General features: G+C 66.0%; 20 protein-coding genes. 12 read left to right on the top strand and 8 right to left on the bottom strand.

Annotation, left to right across the window (positions count from 1 at the left end; all coding sequences use genetic code 11):
* The first annotated feature begins 37 nt into the window (after positions 1-37).
* The 4 genes from QA645_RS34010 (at position 38) to QA645_RS33995 (ending at position 4,122) form a co-directional block, all read left to right on the top strand.
* Positions 38-1,201, top strand: a complete 1,164-nt coding sequence (locus QA645_RS34010; RefSeq protein WP_283045595.1) for a PA0069 family radical SAM protein — start codon at positions 38-40, stop codon at positions 1,199-1,201.
* 24 nt (positions 1,202-1,225) lie between these two features.
* The gene (locus QA645_RS34005; protein WP_254192319.1) at positions 1,226-1,681 is read left to right on the top strand and encodes a VOC family protein; all 456 of its coding nucleotides are present in this window, start codon (positions 1,226-1,228) and stop codon (positions 1,679-1,681) included.
* A 77-nt stretch (positions 1,682-1,758) separates the two neighbouring features.
* The gene (locus tag QA645_RS34000) at positions 1,759-2,514 is read left to right on the top strand and encodes a ribonuclease HII (RefSeq protein ID WP_283045593.1); all 756 of its coding nucleotides are present in this window, start codon (positions 1,759-1,761) and stop codon (positions 2,512-2,514) included.
* Between the two features lie 99 nt (positions 2,515-2,613).
* On the top strand, positions 2,614-4,122 hold the full coding sequence (locus tag QA645_RS33995) for a glycosyltransferase family 39 protein (RefSeq protein ID WP_283045592.1): 1,509 nt from the start codon (positions 2,614-2,616) through the stop codon (positions 4,120-4,122).
* 118 nt (positions 4,123-4,240) lie between these two features.
* Here the strand turns inward: QA645_RS33995 and QA645_RS33990 are convergent, their stop codons facing one another.
* On the bottom strand, positions 4,241-5,044 hold the full coding sequence (locus QA645_RS33990; protein WP_283045591.1) for a uracil-DNA glycosylase: 804 nt from the start codon (positions 5,042-5,044) through the stop codon (positions 4,241-4,243).
* Between the two features lie 136 nt (positions 5,045-5,180).
* Here QA645_RS33990 and QA645_RS33985 point away from each other — a divergent pair, with 136 nt between their 5' ends.
* The 3 genes from QA645_RS33985 to QA645_RS33975 all read left to right on the top strand — a co-directional run bounded on the left by QA645_RS33985 (position 5,181) and on the right by QA645_RS33975 (position 9,864).
* Positions 5,181-6,842, top strand: a complete 1,662-nt coding sequence (locus QA645_RS33985; RefSeq protein WP_283045590.1) for an electron transfer flavoprotein-ubiquinone oxidoreductase — start codon at positions 5,181-5,183, stop codon at positions 6,840-6,842.
* Between the two features lie 315 nt (positions 6,843-7,157).
* On the top strand, positions 7,158-8,954 hold the full coding sequence (locus QA645_RS33980) for a tetratricopeptide repeat protein (protein WP_283045589.1): 1,797 nt from the start codon (positions 7,158-7,160) through the stop codon (positions 8,952-8,954).
* A 25-nt stretch (positions 8,955-8,979) separates the two neighbouring features.
* Positions 8,980-9,864, top strand: a complete 885-nt coding sequence (locus QA645_RS33975) for a 4-(cytidine 5'-diphospho)-2-C-methyl-D-erythritol kinase (RefSeq protein WP_283045588.1) — start codon at positions 8,980-8,982, stop codon at positions 9,862-9,864.
* Positions 9,865-9,962: 98 nt separating this feature from the next.
* On the opposite strand, the gene QA645_RS33970 is transcribed toward QA645_RS33975, so the two are convergent.
* Both QA645_RS33970 and QA645_RS33965 read right to left on the bottom strand, forming a co-directional pair.
* A complete protein-coding gene (locus tag QA645_RS33970) occupies positions 9,963-10,832 on the bottom strand; it encodes an alpha/beta hydrolase (RefSeq protein WP_283053462.1) in 870 nt (289 codons plus the stop codon).
* A gap of 55 nt (positions 10,833-10,887) precedes the next feature.
* The gene (locus tag QA645_RS33965) at positions 10,888-11,058 is read right to left on the bottom strand and encodes a hypothetical protein (RefSeq protein WP_283045587.1); all 171 of its coding nucleotides are present in this window, start codon (positions 11,056-11,058) and stop codon (positions 10,888-10,890) included.
* A 180-nt stretch (positions 11,059-11,238) separates the two neighbouring features.
* Between QA645_RS33965 and QA645_RS33960 the strand changes: the two genes are divergently transcribed.
* Positions 11,239-11,517 (top strand): hypothetical protein, encoded by a 279-nt coding sequence (locus tag QA645_RS33960; protein WP_254129361.1) that lies wholly within the window; start codon positions 11,239-11,241, stop codon positions 11,515-11,517.
* Between the two features lie 43 nt (positions 11,518-11,560).
* On the opposite strand, the gene QA645_RS33955 is transcribed toward QA645_RS33960, so the two are convergent.
* The 5 genes from QA645_RS33955 to QA645_RS33935 form a co-directional block, all read right to left on the bottom strand.
* Positions 11,561-11,953, bottom strand: a complete 393-nt coding sequence (locus tag QA645_RS33955; protein WP_254129362.1) for a Rid family hydrolase — start codon at positions 11,951-11,953, stop codon at positions 11,561-11,563.
* Between the two features lie 21 nt (positions 11,954-11,974).
* Positions 11,975-12,607 carry a LysE family translocator gene (locus tag QA645_RS33950; RefSeq protein WP_254129363.1) on the bottom strand — a complete coding sequence of 211 codons (633 nt, stop codon included), beginning with the start codon at positions 12,605-12,607 and terminating at the stop codon, positions 11,975-11,977.
* Between the two features lie 43 nt (positions 12,608-12,650).
* A complete protein-coding gene (gene fabF / locus QA645_RS33945; RefSeq protein WP_283045585.1) occupies positions 12,651-13,913 on the bottom strand; it encodes a beta-ketoacyl-ACP synthase II in 1,263 nt (420 codons plus the stop codon).
* A 1-nt stretch (position 13,914) separates the two neighbouring features.
* Positions 13,915-14,430 carry a helix-turn-helix domain-containing protein gene (locus QA645_RS33940; RefSeq protein ID WP_283045583.1) on the bottom strand — a complete coding sequence of 172 codons (516 nt, stop codon included), beginning with the start codon at positions 14,428-14,430 and terminating at the stop codon, positions 13,915-13,917.
* A gap of 388 nt (positions 14,431-14,818) precedes the next feature.
* Positions 14,819-15,826 (bottom strand): polyprenyl synthetase family protein, encoded by a 1,008-nt coding sequence (locus QA645_RS33935; RefSeq protein WP_008131473.1) that lies wholly within the window; start codon positions 15,824-15,826, stop codon positions 14,819-14,821.
* Positions 15,827-15,955: 129 nt separating this feature from the next.
* Here QA645_RS33935 and QA645_RS33930 point away from each other — a divergent pair, with 129 nt between their 5' ends.
* The 4 genes from QA645_RS33930 to QA645_RS33915 all read left to right on the top strand — a co-directional run bounded on the left by QA645_RS33930 (position 15,956) and on the right by QA645_RS33915 (position 18,365).
* A complete protein-coding gene (locus QA645_RS33930; protein ID WP_027529147.1) occupies positions 15,956-16,183 on the top strand; it encodes a DUF2007 domain-containing protein in 228 nt (75 codons plus the stop codon).
* Positions 16,176-16,943: a methyltransferase gene (locus QA645_RS33925; RefSeq protein WP_283045581.1), complete on the top strand. Its 768-nt coding sequence runs from the start codon at positions 16,176-16,178 to the stop codon at positions 16,941-16,943. The genes QA645_RS33930 and QA645_RS33925 overlap by 8 nt, the downstream gene beginning before the upstream one ends.
* A 216-nt stretch (positions 16,944-17,159) precedes the next feature.
* Complete coding sequence (locus QA645_RS33920) at positions 17,160-18,068, top strand: S49 family peptidase (RefSeq protein WP_254129367.1); 909 nt, start codon at positions 17,160-17,162, stop codon at positions 18,066-18,068.
* 105 nt (positions 18,069-18,173) lie between these two features.
* The gene (locus QA645_RS33915) at positions 18,174-18,365 is read left to right on the top strand and encodes a hypothetical protein (RefSeq protein ID WP_283045579.1); all 192 of its coding nucleotides are present in this window, start codon (positions 18,174-18,176) and stop codon (positions 18,363-18,365) included.
* Positions 18,366-18,372 lie beyond the last annotated feature (7 nt).

The following is an 18,372-nucleotide window of genomic DNA, read 5'->3' as shown; positions in this document are numbered from 1 at the left end:
TTCTTGATTTGTTCCTTTGGCATGCTATCTTGGCTTCATGAGTCCAGCTTCTTCTTCTGCTCTCAAGCACCCGCCGGTCACGGCGCCCTCCGAGCCGGCGGGTGCGCCTTCTGATTTCCCCGAACTTGCGGTCGCCATCGACAAGCAACGCAGGCGAGGGCGTGGCGCGCAATCCAATGCCAGCGGCCGCTTTGAGGCCGAAGCGCGCGTCGCCTTCGACGACGGCTGGCAGAGCCTGGAAGAGCTGCCGCCGTTCAAGACGACGGTCGGCGTCGACACCTCGCGCAAGGTGATCACCCGCAACGAGTCGCCCGACATCGGCTTCGATCGCTCGATCAATCCCTATCGTGGCTGCGAGCACGGCTGCGTCTATTGCTTCGCGCGGCCGACGCACGCCTATCTCGGCCTGTCGCCGGGGCTCGATTTCGAGTCAAAGCTGTTCGTCAAGCCCGAGGCGCCGGCGCTGCTCGAGAAGGAGCTCGCGGCCTCAGGCTACGAGCCGCGGATGATCGCGATCGGCACCAACACCGATCCCTATCAGCCGATCGAGCGCGAGCGCAAAATCATGCGCGGCATCCTGGAGGTGCTGGAACGCACCGGCCATCCCGTCGGCATCGTCACCAAGTCCGCGCTGGTCGTGCGCGACATCGACATTCTCGCAGCGATGGCCAAGCGCAATCTCGCCAAGGTCGCGATCTCGGTGACCTCGCTCGACCCAAAGCTCGCGCGCACCATGGAGCCGCGCGCCTCGACGCCGCCGAAGCGGCTGGAGGCGCTGAAGCAGCTCTCGGAGGCCGGCATTCCCACCACCGTGATGGTGGCGCCGGTGATCCCCGCGCTGAACGATTCCGAGATCGAGCGCATCCTCGATGCCGCCGCCCATGCCGGCGTCAAGGAAGCCTCCTACGTGCTGCTGCGGTTGCCGCTCGAGGTGCGCGATCTCTTCCGCGAATGGCTGATGGCGAACTATCCGGACCGCTATCGCCACGTCTTCACGCTGATCCGCGATATGCGCGGCGGCCGCGACTACGATGCCAAATGGGGCGAGCGGATGAAGGGCACCGGGCCAATGGCCTGGACCATCGGCCGCCGCTTCGAGATCGCCTGCGACCGGCTCGGGCTCAACAAGCGCCGCTCGAAGCTGACCACGGATCATTTTGCCCGGCCAAAGCAGAACGGCGAGCAGCTCAGCCTGTTCTGAGGCGCGGAGCGTATGAGGTGTGTGATGAGCAAGGAACTGCCGGCTCCGGTACCGCGGCTCACGGTGATCACGCTTGGCGTCAACGACATCCGCGCCAGCATCGCCTTCTATGACGCGCTCGGGTTTGCGCGCCGGCTGAAGGCGACGGGCGAGGCCGTTGCGTTCTTCGACACCGGTGGTCCGGTGCTCGGCCTGTTTCCCTGGGACCAGCTCGCCGCCGACGCCAAATTGCCGGACGATCCGAGGCCAACGACCTTCCGCGGCATGACCCTGGCCTGGAACTGTGCTTCGCGCGAGGAGGTCGATGCGGTGCTGGCGTTTGCGCTTCGTAAGGGCGCGACGCTGCTGAAGGCCGCGCACGAGACCGATTACGGCGGCTATTCCGGCTATTTTGCCGATCCCGACGGCCATCCCTGGGAGGTCGTCGTCGCCCCCGGCATCGAGGTCGGCGACGACCGGCGGGTGCATCTGGCCGAGTAGGGCGACCCGCCTGAATAACGGGAATTGTCTGGGGTTCCCGGTTGCGCGGGCGAGGCGGCTTGCGCACGATCCCGACCATGATTCGGGACAAGTCCGCCAAAAAGCCAGTCAAGGCCAAGCCAGCGAAGGCAAGCTTCCGCCGCGAGCGCGCGCTGATCAAGCGCGGCATCTGGCCGATCGCCGGCTGCGACGAGGCCGGCCGCGGGCCGCTGGCCGGTCCGGTGGTGGCGGCCGCGGTGATTCTCGATCCCGACCGCATTCCGCGCGGCATCGACGATTCCAAGCGGCTGACGGCGGAGGAGCGGGAGACGCTTTTCGCCAAGATCTGCGCGACTGCACAAGTCTCGGTCGCCGTTGCCTCGCCCGCGCGGATCGACCGCGACAACATCCTGCGCGCCTCGCTCTGGGCGCTGAAGCGCGCCGTGGTGGCGCTGCCCGAGGCGCCGAAGCATGTCTTCGTCGACGGCCGCGACCGGCTCGACACACCTTGCGACTGCGAGGCGGTGATCGGCGGCGACGGCATCGTGCTGTCGATTGCCGCCGCCTCCATCGTCGCCAAGGTGACGCGCGACCGGCTGATGTGCGCGCTGGCGCAGGACTGCCCGGGCTACGGTTTCGAGCAGCACAAGGGCTACGGCGTGCCGGAGCATCTCGACGCGCTCGATCGCCTCGGCCCCACCATCCACCACCGCAGCTTCTTCGCTCCCGTCGCGGCCGCCCGCGCCAAGCACATGCCCTGGACCGTCGAACCGGTGCGGGACCTGTTCGAGGTCGCCGACGTCGAGGTGCAGGTGGAGACCGCAGTTGAAATCGATGCTTCGGCAGGCCTTTAAGCTAGACTGTCGTTGCCACGACGCACGGCGCCCATTATCAAAATACACCTGAGCGAATAGGGCCGGCTGGACGGGTTGGCTGCATCTTGCGGGCGTTGCATGCGGTTTACCTCCCTGGTCATCGAGCTCATTCGCGCCCGGCCGCGGCTGATCGTCTGGATTGCCGTGCTCGCGCAGGCCGCGATGTGGCTGCTGGTGGCGCTTTTGTTCTACCGCAGCCCGCCCGGCAGCCTCGCGACCCTGCTCGCCTTCGGCAGGGAGTACCAGGTCGGCACTGATCTCGGTCCGCCGCTGTCGGTCTGGCTCGCCGATATCGCCTATCGTGCCGCCGGCGGTCACATGTTCGGCGTCTATGTGCTCGCCGAGCTCTGCGAGATCGCGACCTTCATTGCGCTCTATCACCTGGCGCGCGCCGTGGTCGGCACCCAGCAGGCGGTGCTCGCCGTGCTCCTGACCATGACGGTGCTGGCTTTCTCCTCGTCTGCGCTCGACTTCGGCCCCCTTGTGCTGGCGCGTCCGCTCTGGACGCTGTTGCTGCTGCATTCCTGGCAGATCATCGGTCAGCGCCGCGGCAATGCCTGGTTCGCCTGGTCGATCGAGGCGGGCCTGTTGCTGCTGACCACACCGGCCGCGATCTTCCTGCTCGCATTGCTCGTCATCTTCGCGCTCGCGACCGCCGGCGGCCGCCGGACGTTGCGCGCACTCGATCCGCTGTTCGCTCTCGTCGTCGTTGCCGTGCTGGCGCTGCCCTATGCCGTCTGGCTGATGCGGGCCGAGACCCTTGTGCTGCCGGCCCTGCCGCACGTGACCGACCTCAGTGCCCGCGCGCTCCACGCCGCCTGGCTGCTCGGGGGTCTTGTGCTCGGCGCAGTCGCGGTCCCGGTGCTCACCTTCCTCAACACGTCCCTGTTCGCCGGCAAGAGCGAAGAGGCGCCGATCATTTACCGGCCGCCGGTCGAGCCGCTCGCGCGCAACTTCGTCTATTTCTTTGCGCTCGCGCCGGCGCTCGGTGCGGTCCTGATCTCCGGCCTGTTCGGGCTCGAGGCCGTCGTCGGCGGCGCCGGCGTGGTGCTGGTCATGTCGGGCCTCGCCATGGTCGTCGTGGCCGGCGATCTCATTGCGATGCGCCGCGCACGGATGCTGCGCACGGTATGGCTGGTGGCGATCGCGGCTCCGGCGGCCGGCGTCGTGCTGGCCGTGTTGTTCCTGCCCTGGAGCGGCACCGGCGAGATCGCGACCTCGATGCCGGGGCGCGCGATCTCGGACTTCTTCGATGACAGCTTTGCCCGCCGCACCAACCATCGCCTGCGCGCGGTCGCAGGTGAAACCGAGCTTGCGAGCCTGATCGCGCTGCACTCCGGCCGGCCGCATCTGTTCATCGATGCCGCGCCCGCGCGGACGCCGTGGATGTCACAGGCAAAATTCAGCGAGAGCGGCGGCGTCGTGGTCTGGCGCGCCTCGGATACCGCCGGCACCCCGCCACCCGAAATCCTCGCGCGCTTTCCCGGCATCGTGCCGGAAGTGCCGCGTGCCTTCGAATGGCTGGTCAATGGCCGTCAGGGATTGTTGCGCGTCGGCTGGGCCATCGTCCGGCCGAAGGGGACGTAGCGACAAACGCTGAAACCGTAGGGTGGGCAAAGGCGCAAAAGCGCCGTGCCCACGTCAAGCCTATCGGTCGCAACGATAGAGGTGGTGGGCACGCTCCGCTTTGCCCACCCTACGAGATCTATCCCGCCAGCACCTTCGCGATCGCCCGCAGATCCTGCCACGCGAGCCGCTTGTAGGACGGCGAGCGCAACAGATAGGCCGGGTGGAAGGTCGGCAGCGCGCGGATGGTGCGTTGGCCCGTGTCGTAGTCGAACCAGCGTCCGCGTGTCCGCATGATGCCCTCGCGGGTCGAGAGCAGCGTCTGCGTCGAGGGATTGCCGAGCGTCACCAGCAGGTCGGGATTCACCAGCTCGATATGGCGCTGGATGAAGGGCAGGCAGATCTGCGTCTCCTGCGGCGTCGGCGTGCGGTTGCCGGGCGGCCGCCAGGGAATGACGTTGGTGATGTAGGCCGTGGTGCGGTTGAGGCCTATGGCGCCGATCATCAAATCGAGCAGCTTGCCGCTGCGTCCCACGAACGGCAGTCCCTCGATGTCCTCGTCACGGCCCGGTGCCTCGCCGACGAACATGATGCGTGCCTGCGGATTGCCGTCGGCGAACACCAGCCGGGTCGCAGTGTGCTTGAGCGCGCAGCCCTCGAAGTTCTGCATCAGCTCGCGCAAGGCCTCGAGCGTCGGCGCGGTGCGCGCGGCCTCGCGGGCCGAAGCAATGGCGACGTCGGGCGCCGGTGCCGCCTCGCCACGCATCACCGCAGGCGCGGCGACAGGCCGCGGTGTCTCGACCGGCGCCGCGCGCGGGGCCGGCGGCGGAGCGTCTAATTCCGCCAGGCGGTCGACCGGTTCCTCGGCGAGCGCGCAGTCGACACCGGCCTCCAGATAGAAGGCGAGAAGCTCTCGGACGGTGGGTGCGGGCTCGGGGATCATTTGGAAAGTCAGACTATTAGTTCATCTTAAGGCGCCTTGCATCCCAGCGGAACGCATTTCCGTGGTTGTCCTACCCGGAAAAATCGGAAACAAGGGAGCGCAAATGACAAGGAACCGTCTCAAGGGCTGAGATCAGATGAGCACCGAAGAACTTCCCCCGCGCGAATCCATGGAATTCGACGTCGTCATCGTCGGCGCCGGCCCCTCGGGCCTGGCCGCGGCGATCCGGCTGAAGCAGATCAATGCCGATCTCAACGTCGTCGTGGTGGAGAAGGGCTCCGAGGTCGGTGCGCACATTCTCTCCGGCGCCGTGATCGATCCGGCCGGGCTCGACAAGCTGATCCCGGACTGGCGCGAGGATTCCGACTGCCCGCTGAAGACGCAGGTCAAGGACGACCGCTTCTACTGGATGACGGCGGGCGGCGCGATCAAGCTGCCGAACTTCATCATGCCGCCGCTGATGGACAACCATCACTGCTATATCGGCTCGCTCGGCAATGTCTGCCGCTGGCTGGCGCGCAAGGCCGAGGCGCTCGGCGTCGAGATCTATCCGGGCTTTGCCGCCGCCGAAGTGCTCTATGACGAAAAGGGCGCCGTGAAGGGCATCGCCACCGGCGACATGGGCATCGGCCGCGACGGCAAGCCGAAGGACTCCTTCACCCGCGGCATGGAGCTGCTCGGCAAGTACACGCTGTTCGCCGAAGGCGCACGTGGCAGCCTGACCAAGCAGCTGATCGCCAAGTTCGCGCTCGATGCCAAGAGCGAACCGGCGAAGTTCGGCATCGGCCTCAAGGAAGTCTGGCAGATCGATCCCGCCAAGCACCAGAAGGGCCTGATCCAGCATTCGTTCGGCTGGCCGCTCGACCTGAAGACCGGAGGTGGCTCGTTCCTCTACCATTACGACGACAATCTGGTCGCCGTCGGCTTCGTCGTGCATTTGAACTACGACGATCCGTATCTGTCACCGTTCGACGAATTCCAGCGCTTCAAGACCCATCCCTCGATCCGCGGCACCTTCGAAGGGGCCAAGCGGCTTGCCTATGGCGCGCGTGCCATCACCGAAGGCGGCTATCAGTCGGTGCCGAAGCTGACGTTCCCCGGCGGCGCGCTGGTCGGCTGTGCGGCCGGCTTCGTCAACGTGCCGCGCATCAAGGGCGTGCACAACGCGATGGGCACCGGCATGCTCGCGGCTGAGAATGTCGCGGCCGCGCTCGCGGCCGATCGCGCCAACGACGAGATCGTCGACTACGAGAATGCGTGGCGATCCTCGCCGGTCGGCAAGGACCTGTTCCTGGTCCGCAACGTCAAGCCGCTGTGGTCGAAGTTCGGCACCGTGCTCGGCGTCGCGCTCGGCGGCTTCGACATGTGGTTCAACACGCTGTTCGGTACCTCGCTGTTCGGCACGCAGTCGCATGCGAAGCCCGATCGCTCGACGCTCGATCCAGCCAAGCAACACGCGCCCAGGAACTATCCGAAGCCCGACGGCAAGATCTCGTTCGACAAGCTGTCCTCGGTGTTCCTGTCCAACACCAATCACGAGGAAGATCAGCCGATCCATCTCCGGGTCGCGGACATGAACCTGCAGAAGATGTCCGAGCATGACGTCTTCGCCGGTCCGTCGAACCGCTATTGCCCGGCCGGTGTCTATGAGTGGGTCGAGGAAGGCGCGAGCCCGCGCTTCCAGATCAACGCCCAGAACTGCGTCCACTGCAAAACCTGCGACGTGAAGGACCCCAACGGCAATATCACCTGGGTTCCTCCGGAGGGCGGCGGCGGTCCGAACTACGAGGCGATGTAAGGGCGCGCCGGGTGACCAAATAGGTCCGAAGGGTGATGTAGCGCACGTTCGCGTGAGGACCCGGCTGCGGCCACCCGCCGCGGCCACGATAAGGCCATAGTAGCGGCGTCTTGGGGCACTTGACCGTCACGCGAACGGTTACTTGGCCGATTTGGGGCGTGCGGAGGGGATGCCCGGTCCGAATCCTTGCGGTGAAGCGCCAAAAGCGGCATTGTCCGGACCCGACGGTTCCGGGTCCCATGTTGCCGGCCGCGTTCGCGTGCGAGACGGCCTTTTGCTTCAAACCCAGGCACTACCAACTCAAGGCGAGCCCTGATGTTTTCAAATCGTTTCAACCGCTGGACTGCTGCTGTCATCGCCCTTGCCGGCTCCGCGATCGTGGCGGTCCCTGGCGGAGTGCTGGCGCAGACGCCGGATCATCCGGCCGACACGGCGGCGCAGTTTCCGACCCGAAACGATCTGAAGTCGCTCACCACCGCCGGCAGCTATCTCGCCGCCCGTCACGCCAGCGTCGAGCGCGACGCGACCTCGGCCGCCGCCTTCTACCGCTCCGCGCTGCGGACCGACCCCAAGAACAACGAGCTGCTCGACCGCGCCTTCATCGCCTCGGTCGGCGACGGCGACATCGACGAAGCGGTCAAGCTCGCCGAGCGCATCCTCACCATCGACAAGACCAATCGCGTCGCGCGCCTCGTGGTCGGCGTGCATGATTTGAAGCTGAAGAAATATCCGAGCGCGCAAAGCAACATCAACCAGTCGATTCGCGGGCCGATCACCGATCTCGTCGCAACGCTGCTGTCCGGCTGGGCCGCCTACGGTGCGGGCGATGCCAAGGGCGCGGTCGCGACCATCGACAAGCTGGCGGGCCCGGAATGGTATCCGCTGTTCAAGGACCTGCATGCCGGCATGATCCTCGAGAACGCCGGCAAGGAGAAGGACGCGGGCGTCCGTTTCGAGCGCGCCTACAAGCTCGACGATTCCATGCTGCGCGTCAGCGAGGCCTATGCGCGCTGGCTGTCGCGCAACAAGGACGCGGCTTCGGCGACCGCGATTTATGAAGCCTTCGACAAGAAGCTCGCCCGTCATCCGCTGATCGTGGAGGGCCTCCGCGAGACCAAGGCCGGCAAGAAGCTGCCGTCGCTGGTCGATTCCGCGCAGGCTGGTGCTGCCGAGGCGCTCTACGGCATCGGCGCCACGCTGACCCGCCGCGGCGGCGAGGATCTGGCGCTGGTCTATCTCCAGCTCGCGCTCTATCTGCAGCCCACGCATCCGCTGGCCCTGCTCTCGCTCGCCGACCTCTATGAATCCGTGAAGCGGCCGCAGATGGCGATCAAGATCTATGAGCGCGTGCCATCGTCTTCGCCTCTGAAGCGCAATGCGCAGATCCAGCTCGCCATCGATCTGGATTCCGCCGACCGCACCGACGAGGCGATCAAGATCCTCAAGGGCGTGACCGCCGAGGACTCCAAGGATCTCGAAGCCATCATGGCGCTCGGCAATCTCGAGCGCGGCCGCAAGAAGTTCGCCGACTGCGGCGCGACCTATTCGCGGGGCATCGACGTATTGCCGGCCGGCAACGACAAGGCCAACAGCGTCTGGTACTACTACCGCGGCATTTGCGAGGAGCGCACCAAGGAGTGGGGCAAGGCCGAAGCCGACATGAAGAAGGCGCTCGAGCTGCAGCCCGACCAGCCGCATGTCCTCAACTATCTCGGCTATTCCTGGATCGACCAGGGCGTGAACCTCGACGAAGGCATGAAGATGATCAAGCGTGCCGTCGAGCAGCGTCCCGACGACGGCTACATCGTCGATTCCCTCGGCTGGGCCTATTACCGTATCGGCAACTACGAAGAGGCGGTGAAGAACCTCGAGCGCGCGATCGACCTCAAGCCCGAGGATCCCACCATCAACGACCATCTCGGCGACGCCTATTGGCGCGTCGGCCGCACGCTGGAAGCAAAATTCCAGTGGGCGCATGCCCGCGATCTCAAGCCCGAGCCGGACGATCTGCCGAAAATCGAGGCCAAGATCGCCAATGGCATGACGGAAGACAATTCGAACTCTTCGGCCGCGCAGGCGGACAAGAAGAAGGACGACGGCAAGGGCGGCTAACTGAGTGACTGGGGGCGTATCGCCGATGCCGGCGTTGGTTGAAGAAGGGCGCGCGAAGGTCAATCTGAGCCTTCGCGTGGTCGGCCGTCGTGCCGACGGCTATCATGATCTCGAAAGCGTGGTTGCGTTTGCCGATTGTGCCGACCGGCTCACGCTGGAGCCGGGGGGCGAGCTCAGGCTTGCGACCACGGGGCCGCTCGCCGCGGCCTGCGGCGAAACATCAGACAATCTCGTGTTCAAGGCCGCCAAGCTGCTGGCGGACGCGGTGCCGAATTTGAAGCTCGGCGCCTTCGCGCTCGACAAGGTCCTGCCGGTGGCAGCCGGTATCGGCGGCGGCTCGGCCGATGCGGCGGCGGCGCTGCGTCTTCTCGCGCGCCTCAACGATCTCCCGCTCGATGATCCCCGCCTGCAGCAGGTCGCGCTTGCGACCGGGGCCGACGTTCCGGTGTGCCTGTTCTCTCGGGCCTGCGACATGACCGGCGTCGGCGAGCAGCTGCTGCCGCTGGCGTTGCCGAGCATGCCTTGCGTGATGGTCAATCCGCGCGTGCCGGTCGCGACCAAGGACGTGTTCAGGGAGTTGGGCCTGCGCAACGGCGAATTGCTGGTTGGCCCGACCGATGTGCTGGAAGCTCCGGCCTGGCCGGAGCAGGGCGGCTCGATTTCGGATTGGGTCGAGGTTCTCGAAACCGTCGCCAACGACCTCGAAGCCCCTGCACTGCGCATCGAACCCGTCATCGGTGACGTGCTGGGCGCTTTGCGCTCGTCCGCCGGCGTCAAGCTCGCGCGGATGTCCGGCTCGGGCGCGACCTGTTTTGCGATCTACGGTGCGGCGAATGATGCGCACGCTGCCGCCGAAAAGATCCGGCGCGACCATCCCGGCTGGTGGGTGCATGCGGGGACGTTGAGCTAGGCGCAGCTGCCGTAGGGTGGGCAAAGGCGCGCTAGCGCCGTGCCCACCATCATCATGTGGCGGGCACGCTTCGCTTTGCCCACCCTACGCCAGCGTCGCTAGCCGACGCTCTCAAGCCCGAGAAACTGCCGGATCTCACCCAGCACCTCCTCCGGCTTGTCGTGCTGCAACCAGTGCCCGGCGCCGGCGATGGTCGCGATGCGCGCCTGCTGGAAATAGCGTTCCAGGCCCGCGGCGCGGGCGCCGGCGAGAAAGCTTTCGCCCGCATTCAATAGCAACGTCGGGCACGTGATGCGCGACCACAGCGCGACGTGGTCGTCCGGCCACAGCCGATGCGGCGCGGAGGCGCGCTGGTAGGGATCAAACTTCCAGCTATAGGTGCCGTCCTCGTTCCGGCGCGCGCCGTGCGTGGCAAGGTGCAGCGCGAGGTCGCGGGCGAGGCGCCTGTTGTGAAGCACCATCTGCGCGGCCGCGTCCTCGAGGGTCGCATAGCGCCGCGGCGTGCGATCGTGCAGCCTGTCGAGCTGGCTGACCCACTTGCCGATGCGCTCATGCGTCGGGGGCTTTGGCGCATCAGGCAGCATCGTCACGCCGTCGAGAACGACGAGCTTGGTGACCTGCTCGGGGAATGCGCCTGAAAAGATCAGGCTCACCATGCCACCCATGGAATGGCCGATGAGCGTCACGTGAGGCGCTGCGATGCTGCGGACGAGCTGGGCGAGATCGTAGACATACTCCGTCAGCGCGTAGCTGCCGCCCTTGGTCCAGTCGGAATCGCCGTGGCCACGCAGATCGGGCGCGATCACATGGAAGTGCGGCTGCAACGAGCGCGCGATGGCATCCCAGCTCCGGCAATGATCGCGGCCGCCATGTACCAGGATGAGTGGCGATGCGCTCTCGTTGCCCCAGTCGGCGTAATGCAGGCGCAGTCCGTGGGACTCGTAATTGCGACTTTGCGGGGCGAGCATCTGGCCGCGTTCCTCGACTACCGGGTAAGACTGCATTGAACTAGCCTGCTGCCGGTCATTCGACAAGCAAGCGCGCGGTCATGCCGGCTTCGGTGCCGGGCCGGGTGGGCGTCGGCTGATACGCCCAGCGGTTGCGTTGCCGGATCTTGAATAGCTTCGCAGCGCGCGCGGCACGCGACAACGAATTTGGCAGGAGGTGATAACGCGACCAGGACATCATCTTCATCGAACCCTCCATCGCAACATCAATGGGTGAGCTCTTGGCGATGCCTCGTTCGAATTGCGCGCGTTACATCTCGGCAAGTCATGACGGATCGGACAGCTTGTTCATCGGCGTTAAACCTTCGTAAGCCACCGAACGCGCTCGTCGTTCACCGCCTCCAACGAATGTTAGGAGGTGAAAATCATGAAACTCGTTTCTGCGTTCGTCGGCCTCGCCGCTCTCGGTGGTGTCGCCTTGTCCACCGGAGCAGCATCGGCGCAGCCGATCGACGTCCCCGGTGCGTCGGGCGTCGTTCCGGCCGGCTACATCTGCAACGAATGGGGCCATTGCTGGCACCGCCATTATTACGGCGGCGGCTATTATCACCCGCATTATTGGGGTGGTTACGGCTGGCACCATCATTGGGGCGACGGCTGGCGCTGGCACCGCTGGCATCATTGGCACCACTGGCATCAGTGGTGAAATCCGGGAAAGGGGCTTCGGCCCCTTTCTCTTTTCAAGCCGCCTATCGCGTCACGGCCGTCAGGTTCATGGTCAGCAACACGCCGGGCTTTGGCAGCTCGCGGACAGAAAACACCGTGCGCGCGGGTCTGTGCTCTCCCATCATCTCGACATAGGCCGCGTTCATCGCATCGAAGTCCGACATCTGCTGGAGAAACACGTTGATGTGAGTGACATGGTTGAGGTCCGAGTCGACCGCCTCCAGCATGACCGCGAACGATTTGAAGATTTGCCGCGTCTGAGAGCCGACGTCGGAGCCGGCCAATTGTCCTGTTGCCGGATCAAAGCCCGCGGTCCCGCCGATCCAGATGTTCTCACCGACCTTGGCGATGTGGTTATAGGGCCCGATCGGTTTGGGTGTGTTCGGCGGCGTCAGCGTTTCGACCCGTGATGTCATCGTCGGTCTCGTTCCATTTTGCTATCCATTCACCGGTCGCCGGGCCAGCGCGAGCGAGACGCCGAGGCCGGCAATGAAGACGCCGGAGCCCTGCGTGAGGCGGCGCATCAGATGTGGCCGACCGATCAACTGCGTGCGGGTCGCGGACGCCATCAGCACCACGACGACATCGGCGAGCGTGTTCAGTGTCACCGAGATGGCGCCGAGCGCGATGAATTGCAGCGTCGGGCTCGCTCCCGCGGGATCGAGGAATTGCGGAATGAAGGCGAGGAAGAACGCCGCGGTCTTGGGGTTCAACGCCTCGACCAGCACGCCGTCACGGAACGCGCGCTTGTCGCCGACGGGCTCGCTCGCGAGCGATAGCGTCCGGCCGGCACTGCGAAAGGTCTTGATGCCGAGCCAGACCAGATACAGCGCGCCAACGAACTTCACGACGGCGAATAGCTCGGCGCTCGCCAGGATGATCGCGGAAATGCCGAGACTGCCCGCGACGACATGGACCAATCCGCCCAGCGCCGTGCCGGCGGTCGAGGCAAAGCCGCTGGCGCGCCCTTCCGACAAGGTTCGCGCCGCGACATAAAAGATGCCGGGGCCGGGGACGGCGGCGATGACGAGAGCGGCTGCGAGGAACAGCCAGAGGTTCGTATCAATCATGCCAGTTTGGTAGCGCAGCGCGCCGCGATTGCAAGGCCTGCCGTCAGCCCATGCGGCGGAAGATCGCGCTGGCATTCACCCCGCCGAAGCCGAAGCCGTTGGAGATGGCGTTGAGCATGGGCATCGGCCGTGCGCTGCCTGCGACGATGTCGATGCCGTCAGCGTGTCCGTCCGGGTTTTCAAAATTGAGCGTCGGCGGCGCGATCTGGTCGCGCAAGGCGAGCACGGTAAAGATCGCCTCCAGCCCGCCGGCGGCGCCGAGCAGATGACCGGTGGCCGATTTGGTCGCGCTCACCGCAATGGAGCGGCTGCGGCCGAACAGCGCCCCGATCGCGCCGAGCTCGCTCTCGTCGCCGGCCGGTGTCGACGTCGCATGCGCGTTGAGGTGCTGCAGATCCGCCGGTGCAAGGTTCGCCTGCCGCAGCGCGATCTCCATCGCGCGGCGGGCGCCGTCGCCATCGGGCGGCCCCGACGTCATGTGATAGGCATCCGCGGTGGTGCCGTACCCGACAATCTCGGCGATCGGCGTGGCGCCGCGCGCAAGCGCATGTTCCAGTTCCTCGATCACGAGAATGCCCGCGCCTTCGCCCATCACAAAACCGTCGCGGTCGCGATCGAACGGGCGCGAGGCGCGCGTGGGCTCGTCGTTGAATCCGCTCGACAGCGCGCGGGCTGCGGCAAAGCCGCCGAGGCTGACGATGTCGATGCAGGCTTCCGCACCGCCGCAGATCGCGACATCGACCTCGCCGGCGCGGATCATGCGCGCCGCATCGCCGATGGCCTGTACGCCAGCGGCACACGCCGTGACCGGCGTGCCCAGCGCGCCCTTGTAGCCGTATTTGATCGAGACGTGGCCGGCGGCGAGATTGGCGAGGAACGAGGGGATCGTGAATGGTGAGAGCCGGCGCGCGCCGCGCTGCTCGGTGATGCGCACCGCTTCCGCCATCGCAGGGAAGCCGCCGACGCCGGAGCCGATGATGGTCGCGGTCCGCTCCAGCGATGCCGCATCCTGCGGCGTCCATTTGGCCTGCGCGACCGCTTCTGCGGTGGCGAGCAGCGCGAACAGGATGAAGCGGTCCATCTTGCGCTGATCTTTTGGTGCGGCGGCCTCTGCCGGATCGAAGCCGCCATCGGCGTCATCGGCCTTGTCGGGCACGAGACCCGCAATGCGGGCGGGCAGCGCCTGCGACCATTGGGGCAACGGGCGCAACCCGCTCTGTCCGGCGAGCAGCCGGCGCCAGGACAATTCGACACCACAGCCGAGCGGCGACACCGCGCCCATTCCCGTCACGACGATACGACGCATGTCAGTCTCCAGCCGGCGCGACCGCCGGGTTCATGGCTTTGAGCGAAATGAGCCGCCGTCGCATCAGGCGGCTCGCGCCGGGGCCCGCGATCACCACCGCGTTGGCGAGCGTGATCGGCTGCCTGTCGGCGGCATCGACCACGACCGGATCGAGCGGCCGGCGATCGTCCCGGTTCGCCAGCAGGATGGATTCGCCCTTCGGCGCGAGATGCTTGTTGCCCCAGGCGAGCAGCGTGGCGATCACGGGGAAGAAATCCCGCGCCTTGTCCGTCAGCACATATTCGTGACGCGGCGGCCGCTCCTGGTAGCGGCGGCGGACGAACATGCCGGTCTTGGTGAGATGGGCGAGACGCCGCGACAGGATGTTGGGCGCGATGCCGAGATTGCGCTCGAACTCGTCGAACCGCGTCGCGCCCTGAAACGCATCCCGCAGGATCAAGATGCTCCACCACTCGCCGACCGTCTCCACGGCGCGGCCGACCGGGCATTCCAGGATCGAGGGGGATTTTGGCTGCATGCCGGGAAGGTAGGTGAGTGGCTTGCAAAATGCAAGTTACTGGCTGCCGCTGTGCCCCGGACGCGGCGCAGCGCTCCTTCAGCGGTGCGCTGCAGAGCCGGGGCCCAGATTGTTGATCGCTGGATGTCGCTTGGGTCCCGGCTCAGCGCAGCAGCGTTTCACGCTGCAGCGCGTCCGGGACACGGGAGGGAGAGCGCGGTCGTGCGCTGTACTCCGTCATTTGCGAGTGCAATCTAACCCCGTCACCCTGAGGCGCGAGCACAGCGAGCCTCGAAGGGCGACGGCCCAGATGTATCGCGGCCGTGCATCCTTCGAGGCTCGCTGCGCGAGCACCTCAGGATGACGGGACCGATAGCGGTACGGAAGAGACAGAGAGGACGATCGCGCCCTAATGCGACCGTGCCAGGCAGAACGCCACGACCTGCTCCAGCGCGCTCTTCATCGGTGAGGACGGGAACAGCGCCAGCGCGTCGACGGCCATGGCGCCGTAGTGGTGGGCGCGGCTGATTGTGTCCTCGAGCGCGCGGTGCTTGTTCATCAGGCCGATGGCATGATCGAGGTCGCTGTCGCCGATCTCGCCGCGCTCGAGCGCCCTGATCCAGAACGCGCGCTCGGTGTCGTTGCCGCGGCGGAAGGCGAGCACGACGGGAAGGGTGATCTTGCCTTCGCGGAAGTCGTCGCCGGTGTTCTTGCCGAGTTTTGCACTCTTGCCGCCATAATCGAGCACGTCGTCGACGAGCTGGAAGGCGATACCGAGATTCATGCCGACCGAGCGGCAGGCGGTCTGCTCGGCCTTCGGGCGGTTGGCGATGACAGGGCCGACCTCGCAGGCGGCTGCGAACAGTTCGGCCGTCTTGCCGCGGATCACGGCGAGATATTCGTCCTCGGTGGTCGCGGTGTTCTTGGCGGCGGCGAGCTGCATCACCTCGCCCTCGGCAATGGTGGCGGCGGCCGCGGAAAGGATGTCCAGCGCGCGCAGCGAGCCGACCTCGACCATCATGCGGAAGGCCTGGCCGAGCAGGAAGTCGCCGACCAGCACGCTGGCCTCATTGCCCCAGAGCATGCGCGCCGAGAGCTTGCCACGGCGCATCTCGCTCTCGTCGACGACGTCGTCGTGGAGCAGGGTCGCGGTGTGCATGAACTCGACGGAGGCCGCCAGCTTGATGTGGCCGTCGCCGGTGTAGCCGGCCAGATTGGCCATGGCGAGCGTCAGCATCGGGCGCAGGCGCTTGCCGCCGGAGGAGATCAGATGGTTGGCCACTTCCGGGATCATGGTCACATCGGAGCCCGTCCGCGACAGGATCGTGGCGTTGACGCGCTCCATATCGGGGGCGACAAGGGCAACCAGCTCTTCGATCGACGCGCCGGGGGTTTCGAAAGGTACGATGACGGCCACGCCGGTCTCCAATATTTGCCCCGGAGGGGCTATTCTGATGGAAAGACAATAGAAACTGGACGGGGATGCGGCAAGGCCTGTGGAACCATTGACATTTGCAGCTTAACCCCTTTCGGGCAGGAGGCTCGTTTGCGTGAACTGGTTCGGACCAACGATATCGTGCTGGTGTCGGCGATCGGCGCGCTGCTGGACGGCGCCAACATCCATCACCTGGTGCTGGACCAGAACATGAGCATCATCGAAGGCTCGCTCGGCGTCCTGCCGCGGCGGATCCTGGTCCATGAGGACGACGCCATCGAGGCCCGGCAACTCCTGACCGAGGCCGGGCTCAGCCACGAACTGCGCGGCGATGATTGACGTCGTCACAGATATCACCGAGGACGCCTTTCTCGGCGGGCAGTTGCTCCTGCGGCAGAAGCGATCCGGCCACCGCGCCGGGCACGATGCGATTCTGCTTGCGGCTGCGACCGAAGCCCGCGCTGGCGACCGTGTGGTCGATCTCGGCGCCGGCATTGGCACGGCCGGGCTGGCGCTGGCCCGGCGCGTGGCCGGGATCGATCTTGGCCTCGTCGAGATCGATCCGGAACTGGCCGGGCTCGCGCGCACCAATGCGGCCGCGAATGCGATTGCCGCGGCGGTGATTGTGCTCGACGTCACGGCGGATGCGCAGGCGTTTGCGGCACATGGGCTCATGCCCGACAGCGTCGACTGCGTGTTGATGAACCCGCCTTTCAACGATGCCACGCGGCACCGTGGTTCGCCGGACCAGGCGCGCCACACCGCGCATGTCGCGACCGAGGAAACGCTGCAGGCCTGGGTGCATGCCGCGCGACGCCTGCTGCGATCGAACGGCGTGCTGACCCTGATCTGGCGTGCGGATGGTGTCGCGGAGGTTTTGGCAGCGCTGTCACGCGGCTTCGGCAGCGTGTCGATCCTGCCGGTTCATGGCGAAGCGGGAAGGCCTGCGATCCGTGTGCTGGTGCGCGCCGTCAAGGGTGGCCGGGCGCCGCTGCGATTGCTGCCAGGCCTCATGCTCAATGATGAGTCACGCGTGCCTAAAAAAGAGGTGAGGAATATTCTGGAGGGGAGAGCGGTCTTGCCGCTGGCGGAGCCGTGACGACTTACTGCGGAAGCGATTCCGACTGCTGTTCCGGCTGGGACGTAACGCGGATCGCCGTGAAAAGCGCGCCGATCAGCATCAACAGCAGATAGATCTTCATGTCGCTTCCTCCGCTGCCTTATTGCAGCTTCCCAACGGGGATTCTGCAAAACACGTTCCAGGCACTTTCAATGACAGTCGCGTGATAAGAATTGGTTAATCAGAGGTAACGGCATGGCCGAACAATTGAACGATCGCAAAAATTCCGGCTGGGCCGACAAGCTCATGCAATATCTGCCGGCGCGCTTCCGCCCGGGCACGGCTGTGGTGCCGGTGGTGCGGCTGTCCGGCGTGATCGGCGCGGTGACCCCGCTGCGCCCGGGCATGTCGCTCGCGGGCGTCGCCCGGGTGCTGGAGCGGGCCTTTTCGGTCCGCAACGCCAAGGCGGTGGCGCTGGTGATCAATTCGCCCGGCGGCTCGCCGGTGCAGTCGCGCCAGATCTATCTGCGCATCAAGCAACTCGCGGCGGAGAAGAAGCTGCCGGTGCTGGTGTTCGTCGAGGACGTCGCAGCCTCCGGCGGCTACATGATCGCCTGCGCCGGCGACGAGATCTTCTGCGACCCGTCCTCGATCCTCGGCTCGATCGGCGTGGTCGGTGGCAGCTTCGGTTTTCAGGAGGCGATCAAGCGGCTCGGCATCGAGCGCCGGCTCTACACGGCCGGCGCCCACAAGGCGATGCTCGATCCGTTCCTGCCCGAAAACCCCGACGACGTCGCCAAGCTCAAGGCGCTTCAGCGCGAGATCCACCAGATCTTCATCGCGCTGGTGAAGGAAAGCCGCGGCGCGCGGCTGAAGGGCGCGGACGACACCCTGTTCACCGGCGAGTACTGGGCCGGTGAGACGTCGATCGCGCTCGGCTTGGCCGATGGCATCGGCGATATCCGCTCAACTCTTCGTGCCCGCTATGGCGACAAGGTTCTCACCCCTGTGATCGCGCAGCCGACCGGTCTGCTGTCCGGTCTGTTGGGGCGGAAATCGCCCGGCGCGGGCCAGCTTTCGGCCATGGAATCAATGGCCGGTCTGCCGGACGAGCTGATCTCGGCGGTCGAGACGCGGGCGATTTGGGCGAAATTCGGGTTCTAGGCGGAGGCGCTCCCGCGCCATTTGGTCCGGACTGAGCCAATTGCGGCGCAGCCCGGAGTGCGCGAATATGCGTGTGGGGGCTGAGCATTGAACAAGGATCGACCGATGCCGCCGTTCGTTGCATTTGCGGGCGTCCTGGGTGGGCTTGCCGTGGTCCGCTGGGCCTACAAGACCGCACTCCGGATCAACCAGGAACTGGAGGAGATGCGCCTCTCGCGCATCGCCGAGGCCGCCCATATGGGGAATATCCAGACGCTGAAGCGTGACCCCGTGACCGGAGCGTACCGGCCCGGCTAGTCGCCTC

This window comes from Bradyrhizobium sp. CIAT3101 (assembly GCF_029714945.1).
Lineage (GTDB): Bacteria > Pseudomonadota > Alphaproteobacteria > Rhizobiales > Xanthobacteraceae > Bradyrhizobium.
This window is presented reverse-complemented; position numbering and strand designations above follow the sequence as displayed.